Source organism: Dyella sp. Tek66A03, from assembly GCF_052567735.1.
The window spans coordinates 2,888,537-2,902,376 of sequence record NZ_CP199584.1 but is presented as its reverse complement, the minus strand read 5'-3'; the positions used below and the strand labels follow the sequence as shown (position 1 = coordinate 2,902,376).

The window sequence follows — 13,840 nt, the reverse complement described above, 5'->3', positions numbered from 1 at the left end:
GCTGGCGCTCTCGCAAAAGCTAAGCTGCGACCATGACCACCGCCATCGTCTGGTTCCGTCGCGATCTCCGTCTCGCCGACCATCCGGCCCTGAGCGCCGCCTGCGCCGCGCATGATCAGTTGGTGCCGCTCTATATCCATGCGCCGGAAGAAGACGGCGATTGGGCGCCGGGTGGCGCCAGCCAATGGTGGTTGCATCACTCGCTGGCTGCCTTGCAGGCGCAGCTGGATGAGCACGGTGTTGCGCTTCACCTGCGACAGGGCAATAGCCTTGCTGTACTCCAGCAGCTGCTTACGCAAACCGGCGCCACGGCCGTGTATTGGAATCGGCTCTATGAGCCAGCAGCCATCGCGCGCGACCGTGACATCAAGGCCGCATTGCGTGAGCAAGGTGTGCAAGCACTTAGCTTCAATGCCGCGCTCTGGCGTGAGCCCTGGCAGGTTGCGACGAAACAGCAGGGGCCATATCGGGTATTCACGCCGTTCTGGCGTAACTTGCGCACGGAGCTGGGGGCTCCCCAGCCGCTCTGCGCACCGTCACGCTTGCCGGGTGTGGATGTCGCTGGCGGCCTGCCGCTGGATTCGCTGGGGCTGCAACCCGGGATTCGCTGGGACACCGGTCTGCGCGAGGCCTGGTCGCCAGGCGAGCAGGGCGCGCGGGAACTGCTGGAGATCTTTGCCGACGATGCCGTGGCCGATTATGCGCAGGCGCGCGATCTGCCGTCGCGCCACGGCACGTCGCGGTTGTCGCCGCATCTGCATTTCGGCGAAATCTCTCCTCGGCAAATTCATCGTCAGCTGGTGGATCGGCTTGCCGCCACGGACACCCGGCGCCGTCCGGACATCGAGCCCTATCTGCGCGAACTGGGCTGGCGCGAATTCGCGCATCATTTGCTCTACCACTTTGCAGACACGCCTACGGCGAACTTCAATTCGCAGTTCGATGCTTTCCACTGGGCAGCGCAGAGCGATGCATGGATGGAGCGTTGGCAGTACGGCCGCACGGGTATTCCGTTGGTGGATGCTGGCATGCGCGAGCTCTGGCATACGGGCTGGATGCATAACCGCGTGCGCATGATCGTTGCCAGCTTTCTGTGCAAGAACCTTCGGCAGCATTGGCGTCACGGCGCCCGCTGGTTTTGGGACACCCTGGTCGACGCGGATCTGGCCAACAACACGATGGGATGGCAGTGGGTGGCGGGTAGCGGCGCGGATGCCGCCCCCTACTTTCGCGTGTTCAACCCGGTGACCCAGGCGCACAAGTTCGACACCCAAGGGCAGTATCTGCGCCGATGGCTGCCCGAGCTCGCAGCGGCACCACTGCCTCTGTTGCACGAGCCGTGGAAGGACGCCGCCTTGCTCAAGCGCAGCGGCTATCCCGCACCGATGGTCGACCTGGGCGCCACGCGGGTCGCTGCACTCGACGCTTATCGTTGCATGCGCGGCGAATAGTCCCGTTTCAGTCTTCCGGCACCTGGACCGGTTCCTTTGATCCATCGCTGCGGCGGAGCAGCCACGCCAGCACCGGCGGCGTCACCATCGCTGTGAGCAGCGACATGGCCACGATAACCGCGTAAATGCGGTCGCTGAACACGCCAGCGGTCAAGCCGAGGCTGGCAATGACCACGCCGACCTCGCCACGCGGCACCATGCCGAAGCCCACGATGGTGGCGCTGCGCCGACCCAGCGACAGCGCGCCGAGAAAGCCGCCGATCAGCTTGGAGGCGATGGCGATCAGCGTCACCACCAGCAGCATGATCTCGGTCTCGACATTGGCCAGCAGATGCAGGTCGATCTTGCTGCCGGTGACCACGAAGAAGAACGGCGTGAGCAAGGCGAGCAGCGGCTGCGTCTGCTTTTCCAGCGTGTGCTGCTGGCGCGTTTCCGACGCGATCATGCCAGCGAGAAAGGCGCCGATGATGGCGGCCAGGCCGAAGCGGGTGGACACGTAGGCCAGGCCCAGGCAGAGCGCAAGCACGATGGCCAGCGCCGACTGCGGATTCTGCGGCTTGTCCAGCCAGGTGGAATTCCAGCGCATCACGCGGGCGCCGCCGATGCCAATCACCGCGATGAAACCGATCGCGCCAACCAGCACGGAAACCAGGTGGACCGGGTCGAAGCCTTCGCCGCCCTGCAGGGACACCACCACGCCGAGCAGCAGCATGGCGAGAATGTCGTCGATGACCGCGGCGCCCAAAATCACCTTGCTCTCGACGCGTTGCAGGGCACCCAGCTCTTGCAATACGCGTGCCGTAATGCCCGCCGAAGTGGCGACAAACGCCGCAGCGACGAACAGCGAACGACTCCAGTCGAAGCCGCTGCCATGTGCCCACATGCTGCCCATGCCAAACGGCACCAGTACGCCGAGCACACCCACCAGGAAGGCCACCTTGCCGACCTTCTTCAGGTCCTCCAGGCGCGTTTCCAGGCCGACCGAGAACAGCAGCAGGACCACGCCGATCTCGGCGAGCACGTCGAGCGGCGTGCCTGCCGCAATCTGGTCGGGCACGAGCCAGCCAAGCACCGAGGGGCCAATCACGCAGCCAGCCGCAATCTCGCCCACCACACCCGGCAGTTTCAGTCGTTGCGCGATCTCGCCGCCGATCTGGGCAGCCACGAACACAATGAATAGCGTGAGGAGAATGTCGCCGGCGTGATGCATGCAAATGAACTTGGCAGCTGGACAATGCCTTGCATGCTACATGCTTGGATTGGCCGACGCTGCTTAATCCGTAGCGCGAGCCGCTCGTGCGGAGTGTTCCGGCTGCAGGCGGCTGAAGACCCAGCTGGCGGTGGCCGTTACTACGCCGAGCAACAATACGGTCCAGCGAAATGCCGGGATGTAGTCTTCCGCTGTATGGCCTTTCAGCAGAGCCTCCATCAGCAATGAGGCCAGCGCGATACCGAAGCTCATCGATAGATACTGCGCGGTGGAGGCCATGGACGAGGCCATCGAGGCGTGCTTCACGTCGAGGTCGTTGTAAATCAGCGTATTCATGGCGGTGTACTGCATGCCCATGAAGGCGCCGTAGACGAAGACCATCGACGCGATCAACCACATCGGCGAGCTCTTGCCGAGCAGGGCAAACGAGGCCAGCAGCAGGGCGACCATCAGCGTGTTCGCAAACAACAGGCGGCGGTAGCCGAACAGGGTGAGCAGGCGGTTGATAAACCACTTCGCTGTAATCGAGCCCAAGGCCTGCGGCACCATCATCAAGCCCGCCATCAGCGGCGACCAGCCGCAACCGATCTGCAGGAACAGCACCAGTAGCAGGAACATGCCGGACACGCCAAGGCGTGTAAACAGGTTGCCGGCCAGTGACACCCACACGCTGCGAACGCGCAGCAAGTCGAGGTCGGCCACCGGGTGGTCGGTGCGTCGGCTATGCCATACGTAGACGGCGCCGAAGACCACGGCCAGTACGCCATAGGTGGCTATCCATAGCCCTTGCCCGCCGCCGCCGCTGGCCACCTCCGACGCGGTCAGAAGCATGGCCGAGGCCGCGGCGAACAACAGGAAGCCGACAAAGTCGAACCGGTGCACGTCATCGAGCCGATAGTCGGGCATGCTGCGTCGATTCATCCACATGCCGATCATGCCGACGGGCACATTGATCAGGAAGATCAGCCGCCAGGTGGTGAATTGCGCCAGTGCACCGCCGAGCAGCGGGCCGAGCACCGAGCCAAGCAAGCCGACCGTTGCCACCGTGCTCATCGAGCGCACGAAGTCGCGCTTGTCGATGCTGCGCACGAGTACATAGCGCCCCACTGGCATCAATGCGGCACCGCCGAGGCCTTGCAGCACGCGTGCGGCCACCAGTTGCGGCAAGGTCTGCGCAATGCCGCAGAGAAGGGAGCCGATGGTGAAGGTGGCGATGGCCGCGGCAAAGATGCGGCGCGTGCCGAAACGATCGCATAGCCACGGGCTGGCCGGAATGAAGATGGCCAGCGTCAGTACATAACTGGTGAGCGCCGTGCGCATGCCCAGCGGCGTGACCTTGAGCGCCTGGGCCATGGCGGGCACGGCGGTGTTGACGATGGTGGAGTCGAGCGCCTGCATGAAGAACGCGGCCGCCACCAGCCAGATAAGCCCGCGATACCGCTCCCGCGACGACGGGGGCTGGGCAGTCGCTTGCGGTGCTGCGTCCACCGGCACTGGCGAGACCGGCAAGGATGCCTCCGTGGCGGGGATAGGCTCGGGCATGGGCTCCTATGATACCTGCTGCGACGGCTTGCTTTTGGGTAACGCCCCGTCCAAAGTCACAGCTGTTTCAGCTTCGAACCTGTTCGCGCGGGTTGCCTCATTGGCAATGACGCTGGACAGGTGTTGATCACAAGCGATCACATCGGCCAGGCGCGTCGGGGCGGCTTCGTCCCGACGCGTTGTCTTTTGTGGATATCGGCACGCCGGCGCCGCTCGCGCCAACGGACAGGAGTCATCATGAGCACCAAGCCATCCATCGTCGTTTCCCGCCTTGACCTGGAACGCATCGAAGCGTTGCTGGAGCGCATGCCGCCTGCACAGGTGGCCCAGTACGACGCGTTGCGCGGCGAGCTGGATCGGGCCGAGGTGGTCGAGCCGGCGGCGGTGCCGGCGGACGTCGTGACGATGAATTCGGTGGTGACCTTCAAGGACGAAGGCCTCGGCGAAGAGATGACGGTGAGCCTGGTTTACCCTGCCGCGGTACGGATCGACGGCACCGTGTCCATTCTTGCACCCGTGGGCAGCGCACTCCTGGGCTTGACCAAGGGTCAGCAGATCGACTGGCCCACGCCGGACGGCCGGCAGCGCCTGCTTCGTGTGCTGGACATCGCCTACCAGCCGGAGGCGGCTGGAGACCTGCATCGCTAGGGATCCTCTGATCTATTCAACGGGGGTGGCATGATGTCCAGAAAGTTCGCAGGGTGTGGGGCGTGGCGCCGCGCAGGCTGGCCGCCTGGGCAAGCCGCGCACCGCGGCCTGCGGGCTTTCTGGACATCACCCGAAGGGCCGGCTCTGTCTGCCCGCAGATGCGCGCCGCGCCGTCTCGACAGGCAGCCAGCCTGCCTTCGCCGACGCAGCGCGCATCTGCGGGCAGACAGAGCCGGTGACACCCCCGTTGAATAGATCAGAGCATCCCTAGGGTTGGCGTGATGATCATGTGTTTTTCGTGCTGAAAGCCGCGATAACGGTCAAGTGATGAAGCAGAAACGGGCCGCGACTCGTTAAACTTCGGCCGATGAGGACATCCGCATGAGCCAGAGCCCGGCCCACGATTGGCAAGCCCGCGCGACCGAGCTGCGGGAGAAGATCGAACGCGCCAACCATCGCTACCACGTACTCGATGATCCGGAGATCACGGATCTCGAGTACGACCGGATGCTGCGTGAGCTCGAAGCGCTGGAAGAGGCGCATCCGGCGTTGGCCACGCCCGATTCGCCCACGCGCCGCGTGGGTGCGCGGGCGCAAGGTGGTTTCGCCGAGGTTCGCCACGCCATTCCCATGCTTTCGCTCAACAATGCGTTTGAACAGGAAGGTGAGGGCGATCGCGAGCGCTTTCGCGAAGTAGCCGACTTCGAGCGGCGCATCGAACAGACGCTGGACCGCCGCAGCCCGTTGTTTTCGGTCGAACCCAAGCTGGACGGCCTGGCCATCAGCCTGCGCTACGAAGACGGCAGGTTCGTGCAAGGCGCGACGCGTGGCGATGGTGAGACGGGCGAAGATGTCACCGCCAACCTGCGCACCGTACGGGCCATTCCGCTGCGCCTGCGTGGCGAGGGCTGGCCGCGCGTGCTGGAAGTGCGCGGCGAAGTGATCATGCTGCACAAGGACTTCGAGGCATTCAATGAGCGTGCGCGCGCCGCCGGCGAGAAGACCCTGGCCAACCCACGCAATGGTGCGGCCGGTTCGCTGCGCCAGCTTGATCCATCCATTACCGCCAAGCGCAAGCTGAGTTTTTTTGCCTACGCCGTCGGTGAAGTGCAGGGTGGCGAATTGCCGCCGTCCCATTCGAAAACCCTGGCGAAGCTGCGCGAGTGGGGTTTCCCGGTGTCGCCCGAAGTGGACACGGCCCATGGCTTCGAAGGCTTGATCAAGTACTACCAGCGCATCGGCGCCAAGCGCGACGGCTTGCCTTACGACATCGACGGCGTGGTCTACAAGCTGGATGACTACGCCGGTCAGCGCGTGATGGGCTTCGTCTCGCGCGCGCCGCGCTGGGCGATTGCGCATAAATTCCCTGCGCAGGAACAAACCACCACGGTCGAGGCCATCGAGATCCAGATTGGTCGCACCGGCGCCGCCACGCCGGTGGCGCGTCTGGCGCCCGTACAGGTGGCCGGCGTCACGGTGACCAACGCCACCTTGCATAACGCCGATCAGGTCGCGCGCCTGGACGTGCGCGTGGGCGATACGGTGATCGTCCGCCGCGCCGGCGACGTCATTCCCGAAGTCGTGCGGGTGATGCCCGAGTTGCGTCCAGCGCATACGCACCCCTGGCATATGCCGGCGCATTGTCCGGTGTGTGGTTCGGCCCTGCTGCGAGAAGAGGGCGAGGCGGCCTGGCGTTGCTCGGGCGGCTTGATCTGCGCAGCGCAACGCAAGGAAGCCCTGATCCACTTTGCCGCGCGCCGCGCCATGGATATCGAGGGCATCGGCGAACGCTTCGTCGATGCGTTGGTGGATTTCGGCTACGTGCATACGCCGGCCGATCTCTATCGGCTCACGCTGGACGATTTCCTTGAAATGAAACGTAGGGCTGACGAGCGGGATGGCACCACGCCCGAGACCGTCAAGCAGGGCAAGGTCGCCACCAAGTGGGCCGAAAACCTGATCGAAGCGATCGAGGCGAGCAAGCACACGACGTTGCCACGCTTCTTGTTTGGCCTCGGCATCATGCATATCGGCGAAAGCACGGCGAAGACGCTGGCCGCCTGGCTGGGCAGCCTGGCCATGATCCGGCGCATGCCGGCGTCGATACTGCGGGTACTGCCTGACATCGGCAACGAGGTGGCGGCGTCGATAGCCGGCTTCTTCGCACAGGACGGCAACGAGAAGGTTGTGGATGCCCTACTCGCGGCGGGCATCGTGTTTGCCGATGAGACGCATCCGTCGCCAAAGTTGCGCGGGCGGCTCGGCCTGGCCACGCTGCTGGATATGAGCGGCATCAACAAGCTGGGGCCAAAGAGCACCCGGCTCCTGGCCGAGCGGTTCCCCACGCTGGACAAGCTGATCGCCGCCGGAGCGTCACACTGGGTAGTAGCCGGCCTGCCTTCCGCCGCGTCGAGTGGCCTTGAAGCGTTTCTTGCCGACGAGAAAAACCTGCATCCCCTGCGTGAGGCCGATGCGGCCATGCGCGCCTTGCTCGCCGCCATTCCGCAGGCATCGGCGACCACCGCCGCGCCGCTGGAGGGGCAAACCGTCGTGCTGACCGGTACGCTGCCCACGCTTAGCCGCGACGAAGCGAAGGAGCGACTGGAGGCGTTGGGTGCGAAGGTGGCCGGTTCGGTCTCCAAAAAAACCACCTTCGTCGTGGCCGGCGAAGCCGCCGGCTCCAAGCTCGACAAGGCGCACGAGCTTGGCGTAGAGGTCTGGGATGAGGCGCAGCTGCTCGCCTTGCTGGACAAGCATGAGGGTGCGGCATGACCCTGCATCTGTCTGGGCGCCTGCATCTACGAGCACGCCTGTATAGCTTGATCCGCGCGTATTTTGCGGAGCGCTTCGTGCTGGAGGTGGAGACGCCGATGCTCTCCGCCGCCGGCAATACCGATCCGAATATCGAGAGCTTCAGTGCCACCTTCAGCGGTCATGTCGACGCGGGCCCGCGCGAGCGTTGGTTGCGGACCTCGCCGGAGTATCCGCTCAAGCGCCTGCTCGCCGCGGGCGTGGGCGACTGTTACGAACTCGGTCGGGTCTTCCGCAATGGCGAGGCCGGCGGTCGACACAATCCCGAATTCACCATGTTGGAGTGGTATCGAGTCGGCTGGGACCATCATCAGTTGATGGAAGAGACGATCGGGCTGGTGGAGGAGGCGTTGGCGATGGTGGGGCGGCGCGCCGAAGTGTGGGTCGAAGGTTACCGGCAGTTGTTCATCGACGAACTCGGTATCGACCCGATGCACGCGCCAATCGAGGATCTGCGCGCCAACCTGCATGAATACAACATCGAGCCCGGGGGGCTGACCCGCGACGACTGGCTCGATCTGATCATCACCCACAAGCTACAGCCGGCATTTCCGCGCGATCGCATTACCATCATCCATGACTATCCCGCGTCGCAGTGCGCGCTGGCCAAGGTTCGCCCCGGCGATCCGCCGATGGCCGAGCGCTTCGAGGTGTATCTGGGTCGCTACGAATTGGCCAATGGCTACCATGAGCTCAACGATGCGACCGAACAACGCCGTCGGTTCGAGCGCGACAACGAAACGCGGCGCGCACGCGGCCAACGTGCCATCCCCATGGACGAGTCCTTGCTTGAGGTGCTCGATGCCATGCCCGACTGTGCCGGCGTAGCGCTGGGCATCGAGCGACTGCTGATGTGCCTGGTCGGTACTGATGCCATCGCCGACGTGCTGACGTTCCCGTTTGGCGAGGCGTGAGCGCATGAGTTTGCCGCTGCTGCCGGCCATCCATCACGTCGCGCTGATCTGCGCGGACTACGCCCGCTCAAAGGCGTTCTACAGCGAAACGCTGGGATTCCGGGTGGTTCGCGAGGTGTACCGCGAAGCGCGCGATTCGTGGAAGCTCGACCTGGAAGTGAGCCCGGGGGTGAGCCTGGAGCTGTTTTCCTTTCCGAATCCACCGCCTCGGCCGTCGCGGCCGGAAGCGCAAGGTCTACGTCATCTGGCATTCGCTGTGCCGGATATTGACGCGGTTGTTGCCACCTTGCTTGCTCGCGGTGTGATTTGCGAGCCCATACGTGTCGACGAATACACCGATCGACGTTTCACGTTCTTCGCCGATCCGGACGGCTTGCCGATCGAGTTGTACGAGCAATAGCGACGCAGTTGAAATGGTTGCTGCGATGGATCGGTCAGGCGATCACCTCCATGCCCGTCATTCCAGCGAAAGCTGGAATGACGGATGGGGTTGCCTGGGGTGCTGACGGATTGAAGCGTGCGTCAGTCCCGCGTTTCCAAAACATAGCGATAAATCAACCCACCCACCGCGCCGCCAATCAGCGGTATCAGCCAGAACATCCAGAGCTGCTGCATTGCCCAGCTACCCTGGAAGACCGCCACGCCCGTGCTGCGCGCCGGATTTACCGACGTATTGGTGATCGGAATGCTGATCAGGTGGATCAGGGTGAGCGTCAGGCCGATGGCGAGCGGGCCGAAGCCTGCGGGGGCGCGCTTGTCGGTGGCACCGTGAATCACGATAAGAAAGAACGCGGTGAGCACGAACTCGGCCACCATGCACGCGTGCAACGAGTAGCCGCCTGGCGAGTGGTCGTCGAAGCCATTGGAGGCGAAGCCGGCACTGGCGTCAAAGCCCGCCTTGCCGCTGGCGATCACATAGAGCACTGCACCTGCGGCAAGGCCACCGATCACCTGGATGACGATGTACGGCACCACGTCCTTGGCCGGAAAGCGTCCGCCAGCGCACAGACCCAGGGTAACCGCGGGATTGAAGTGACCGCCGGAGATGTGGCCCACGGCATACGCCATGGTCACGACGGTGAAGCCGAAGGCGAGCGCAACACCGGCGAAACCGATGCCCAGCTCCGGAAAGGCCGCGGCGAAGATCGCACTGCCGCAACCGCCAAAGACCAACCAGAAGGTACCGAAGAACTCGGCCCCCAAACGCTTGCCCATACTCATAAGCTGTCTCCTTGCCAGAGTCTCAAAGGGAACGTCGAAAATGCCCTTGCATAACTTCCATTGCATTGCTGATCCGGTGCTGGCGCCGGGACCCGGATCCGAGCGGGCCTAGGCTAGCAAAACGCCATGACTTCTGGCCTAGGAAAATTCCGAGCCGTGCCGTACGGAAGGCATCGCGGTACCGGCGTGCCGAATCGCGAGTTTGCTAACTAAGCCCGGATTCGAGATGAATTTCTCGTAGACGGCCCTGTTTGGCCACCTGCTTGGTGTATGGTTTCGCGTCGTCTTCACCTAGCCTGCAGGACCGCCGATGTCGCAAGTCTTCACGACTTTATCGCCGAGCGCATCCGTTGGCCGCACCTTGGGCGGCAGCGACATCAAGACCCTGGTACTGGCGTCCCTGGGCGGCGCGCTGGAGTTCTACGACTTCGTGGTGTTCGTGTTCTTCGCACTGCCACTGAGCCAACTGTTCTTTCCCCATGACACCGCCCCCTGGCTGGCCCGGCTGCAGGTCTACGGCATCTTCGCCGCCGGCTACCTGGCCCGCCCTTTGGGTGGCATCGTCATGGCGCACTTTGGCGATCGCCAGGGGCGCAAGCGCATGTTTACGCTCAGCGTGTTCCTGATGGCATTGCCGACCTTGGCGATCGGCCTGCTGCCGGTCTACGCTTCCGTCGGTGTGCTGGCCCCGCTGCTGCTGTTGCTGATGCGGGTGGTGCAGGGCATTGCCATTGGTGGCGAGGTGCCGGGCGCCTGGGTATTCGTGGCCGAACATGTCCCCACCGGGCGCGTGGGCTTTGCCTGCGCCTGCCTTACCTCGGGTCTGACCGTGGGCATCCTGATCGGCTCCCTCACCGCGGCATGGATCAATCACCACTTGTCGCCGGAAGATGTGCTTGGCTGGGGTTGGCGCTTGCCGTTCCTGCTCGGCGGCGTATTTGGCTTCGTAGCCGTGTGGCTGCGCCGTTGGCTGAGCGAAACTCCTGTCTTCGCCGAGTTGCGCGAACGCAAGGCGCTGAGCCGCGAATTGCCCTTGCGCAAGGTGCTGGCCAGCCACCGCGGTGCCGTGGTGCTGTCGATGGCCGTGACCTGGATGCTTACCGCGGCGATCCTGGTGCTGATCCTGCTGCTGCCAAGCCTGGCGCAGAAGTCGTTTGGTATCGCTCCCAATACCGCGTTCCTGGGCAATAGCCTGGCTGCGCTCGGCCTTTGTTTCGGCTGTCTTGCCTATGGCTGGCTGGTCGACCGCATCGGCTCCGCGCGTGCACTATTGATTGGATCGCTGGCACTGATCGCTGCCACGTATGCGTTGTTTATGGATCTTGCCGCTGGCGGCGCGCATTTCCTTTCCTTGTATGCGCTCACTGGCTTTCTCGTCGGCGCGGTGGGCGTGGTGCCGACCGTGATGGTGGCGGCGTTTCCAGCGCCGATCCGCTATTCCGGCATCTCGTTTGCCTACAACGTGGCGTATGCCGTGTTCGGCGCCAGTACGGCGACCTTGATCGGCTATCTCGCCGAGCGAGCGGGACCGATGGCCCCGGCACACTATGTGGCGATGACGGCGGCGGTGAGCGTCGTGGTCGCGTTGTGGCTGATGCGGGCGCGGCCAGCGACGGATCTGGGGATTCAGCGGTAGCTCGCCGCCCCGCCTTATTGACGGAGTAGGCCGCTCGACTCGTCGATCTTCGCGATCGTTCCAACTCTCCTCACCGTCATCCCAGCGAACGCTGGGATCCAGCGTCTCTTCTTTTTTTCTCGACGTCGCGCCGTGACTGCTCGTCTACGGAAGTAGCAGCCACAAACAGGGCAAAAGTCACTGGATCCCAGCCTTCGCTGGGATGACGGTGAGGTGTATTGGATTCAGGTCGAGCCTCGGCGCTTCAAAACTCCAACTCCTGCGCCGCACACAGGTAATCCACCATTGGCGCCACTCGCTGAAACGTCCCGACAACCCGGGGCAGCAATTCCTTCGAGCAGGCCAGTGCCTCATCGAAGCCCTCGCCGCAGGCGAAATCCTTGCGCTTGATGTCGTCGATCAACTCGTGGTTCGGGTCGAAGCCACGCGGTGGGCGGGTGAGTGATTCGCCCCAGAGCGTGAGGTGATCGCGAAACACCTTGCTGCGCGTGGCGCGCTTCCACGCCTCGGGATTGTCCGCCATGAAGTCGCGGATGCGCTTGAGTGCATCCGACTCCGGATGCCACATGCCGCCGCCGGCAAAGCAATCGCCCGGTTTGATATGGATGTAGAAGGAGGGCGCGGGAATCTCGTGGCGGCGCTCGTGAAAGAAGCGCGCGCCTTGCCATGGCTTGTACGGCTGCTTGTCGTTGGAGAAGCGGGTGTCGCGGTAGATGCGAAACAGTGAGCCGCCGTTCTTGCGCGGGTCGGCGCGGTAATGCGGGCTGATCTTGGCCAGCGGTGCCTGCAGGTCGGTGATCAGGGCCAGGAACGGTTCGCGCACGTGGCGCTCGTAGTCGTCCTTATGGTCCTGGAACCATTCGCGGCTGTTGTGGCGCGCCAACGAACGCAGGAATCGGAACGTGGCGGGAGTGAAATAGGCTGTCGGCATGGGCGTGGCAGGAGTCAGGCGGAAAGAGAGGCGACGTCAGTGGCGAGCAACTCGCCCCATAGCTGCAGTTGATCGAGCAGGGGAAGCTTGTCCTGGTTGGCGGCGTCGGCACGCAGCTCGGCGATACGGGCGAAGTAGTCGTCCAGGGTGAGGTTGGTCAACGGCGTACGCTTGAGCAGACGCTCACGGCAAAATGCGCTCCAGCGCGCCTGTTCGTCGGCGCTGAGGGTCGCGGGCCAGTTGCGTGCGCGGTAGCGGAACAGCAGCTCGGGGTAGCGCGGGTCGCGAAAAGGGAAGGCACGCTCGCCCAGTTGATCGGGCGGCGTGGCGCGCACGTCCGCCAGCAGGCGCTTGTCCGAATCTGGCAGGAAGCTGCCATAGATCGCCAGCTCCGGGTCTTGCGCTGGCGGCAGCTCGGCCTGGCGCTGGAATACCCGGCGCAGCTTTTCGGTGAGGCCTTCGGACGCCGCCAGCATGTCGCGATGGGCCATGCTGCGGTCCAGGTCGATCTGCAGGCGTTCCAGGTCGACGCCCTTGAGCACGGACAGCGGTGCCAGCGCCGGGGCGCGATTGGCCCGTACGGTGCGCAGGGGGATGCGCGTCACGCCTTCGGGAAGGTCGGCGCGTGCGGTGAAGATGCGGTCCGCGATCTCGTCTTCATCCAGCGCGAGCCAATCGGACGGATCGGTGGCGAGATCGTAGACGATGATTTCGGTGGAGCGACTGGGGTGCGCGGCCAGCGGCGCGACCACGGCCAGGCAGTGCCGGCTCGATGGATAGCGCGAGGACACATGCACCACCGGCGTCATCGTGGTCACATCGAGCAGCTCGAAGGCGCGCTGCTTGCGGCGCAGGCTCAGATACCAGTCCCACAGGCGCGGCTGGCGCACGCGGATGAGGCGGGCCAGGTCGATCAGCGCGTGCACGTCCGAGAGCGCATCATGCGCACGCTCCTGCTGCAGGTGATTGGCCTTGGCCAGATGCTCCAGCTTGAAGCTAGGCGAGCCGTCGTCGCGCAGCGGCCACACGATGCCTTCCGGCCGCAAGGCCTGGCACATGCGCACGAGGTCGATCAGGTCCCAGCGGGAGTTGCCGTTCTCCCACTCGCGTCCGTAAGGCTCGAAGAAATTTCGATAGAACAGCTGGCGGCTGATCTCGTCGTCGAAGCGCAGCGAGTTGTAGCCCACGCCACAGGTACCCGGCTGTGCGAGCTGCTCGTGCACGCGAGCGGCGAAGTCGGCCTCGATCACGCCCTCGCGCTCGGCCTGCTGCGGCGTAATGCCGGTGATCAGGCAGGCGTCGGGGTGCGGGGGCATCTCGCGTGGAGGCTTGCCGAAGAACATCACCGGCTCGCCGATGATCTCCAGCTCCATATTCGTGCGGATGCCGGCGAACTGCACCGGGCGGTCACGCCAGGTGTCCGCGCCAAAGGTCTCGTAGTCATGCCAGAAGAAGGTCTGCATGGCGGGATCATCG

11 protein-coding genes are annotated in these 13,840 nt (G+C 64.2%); 6 read left to right on the top strand and 5 right to left on the bottom strand.

Annotation, left to right across the window (positions count from 1 at the left end; all coding sequences use genetic code 11):
• Window positions 1-32: 32 nt before the first annotated feature.
• Window positions 33-1,451, top strand: coding sequence for a cryptochrome/photolyase family protein (locus ACT01B_RS12755; protein WP_445143631.1), 1,419 nt, complete (start codon window positions 33-35; stop codon window positions 1,449-1,451).
• A gap of 7 nt (window positions 1,452-1,458) precedes the next feature.
• Here the strand turns inward: ACT01B_RS12755 and ACT01B_RS12750 are convergent, their stop codons facing one another.
• Complete coding sequence (locus ACT01B_RS12750) at window positions 1,459-2,661, bottom strand: cation:proton antiporter (protein WP_445143630.1); 1,203 nt, start codon at window positions 2,659-2,661, stop codon at window positions 1,459-1,461.
• Window positions 2,662-2,724: 63 nt separating this feature from the next.
• The gene (locus ACT01B_RS12745) at window positions 2,725-4,203 is read right to left on the bottom strand and encodes an MFS transporter (RefSeq protein WP_445143629.1); all 1,479 of its coding nucleotides are present in this window, start codon (window positions 4,201-4,203) and stop codon (window positions 2,725-2,727) included.
• A 237-nt stretch (window positions 4,204-4,440) separates the two neighbouring features.
• Here ACT01B_RS12745 and rnk point away from each other — a divergent pair, with 237 nt between their 5' ends.
• The 4 genes from rnk to gloA2 all read left to right on the top strand — a co-directional run bounded on the left by rnk (window position 4,441) and on the right by gloA2 (window position 8,976).
• Window positions 4,441-4,851 carry a nucleoside diphosphate kinase regulator gene (gene rnk, locus ACT01B_RS12740; protein WP_445143628.1) on the top strand — a complete coding sequence of 137 codons (411 nt, stop codon included), beginning with the start codon at window positions 4,441-4,443 and terminating at the stop codon, window positions 4,849-4,851.
• Window positions 4,852-5,232: 381 nt separating this feature from the next.
• Window positions 5,233-7,623, top strand: coding sequence for an NAD-dependent DNA ligase LigA (gene ligA, locus ACT01B_RS12735; protein WP_445143627.1), 2,391 nt, complete (start codon window positions 5,233-5,235; stop codon window positions 7,621-7,623).
• A complete protein-coding gene (gene epmA / locus ACT01B_RS12730) occupies window positions 7,620-8,576 on the top strand; it encodes an EF-P lysine aminoacylase EpmA (RefSeq protein ID WP_445143626.1) in 957 nt (318 codons plus the stop codon). Before ligA ends, epmA begins: the two co-directional genes overlap by 4 nt.
• Window positions 8,577-8,580: 4 nt before the next feature.
• Window positions 8,581-8,976 (top strand): SMU1112c/YaeR family gloxylase I-like metalloprotein, encoded by a 396-nt coding sequence (gene gloA2 / locus ACT01B_RS12725; RefSeq protein WP_445143625.1) that lies wholly within the window; start codon window positions 8,581-8,583, stop codon window positions 8,974-8,976.
• Window positions 8,977-9,098: 122 nt separating this feature from the next.
• Here gloA2 and aqpZ read toward each other — a convergent pair whose 3' ends face one another.
• On the bottom strand, window positions 9,099-9,797 hold the full coding sequence (gene aqpZ / locus ACT01B_RS12720; RefSeq protein WP_445143624.1) for an aquaporin Z: 699 nt from the start codon (window positions 9,795-9,797) through the stop codon (window positions 9,099-9,101).
• A gap of 310 nt (window positions 9,798-10,107) precedes the next feature.
• Here aqpZ and ACT01B_RS12715 point away from each other — a divergent pair, with 310 nt between their 5' ends.
• Window positions 10,108-11,433, top strand: a complete 1,326-nt coding sequence (locus ACT01B_RS12715; protein WP_445143623.1) for an MFS transporter — start codon at window positions 10,108-10,110, stop codon at window positions 11,431-11,433.
• A 244-nt stretch (window positions 11,434-11,677) separates the two neighbouring features.
• On the opposite strand, the gene ACT01B_RS12710 is transcribed toward ACT01B_RS12715, so the two are convergent.
• Both ACT01B_RS12710 and sbcB read right to left on the bottom strand, forming a co-directional pair.
• The gene (locus ACT01B_RS12710; RefSeq protein WP_445143622.1) at window positions 11,678-12,364 is read right to left on the bottom strand and encodes a DUF2461 domain-containing protein; all 687 of its coding nucleotides are present in this window, start codon (window positions 12,362-12,364) and stop codon (window positions 11,678-11,680) included.
• 14 nt (window positions 12,365-12,378) lie between these two features.
• The gene (sbcB, locus tag ACT01B_RS12705) at window positions 12,379-13,827 is read right to left on the bottom strand and encodes an exodeoxyribonuclease I (protein WP_445147480.1); all 1,449 of its coding nucleotides are present in this window, start codon (window positions 13,825-13,827) and stop codon (window positions 12,379-12,381) included.
• Between the last annotated feature and the right edge of the window lie 13 nt (window positions 13,828-13,840).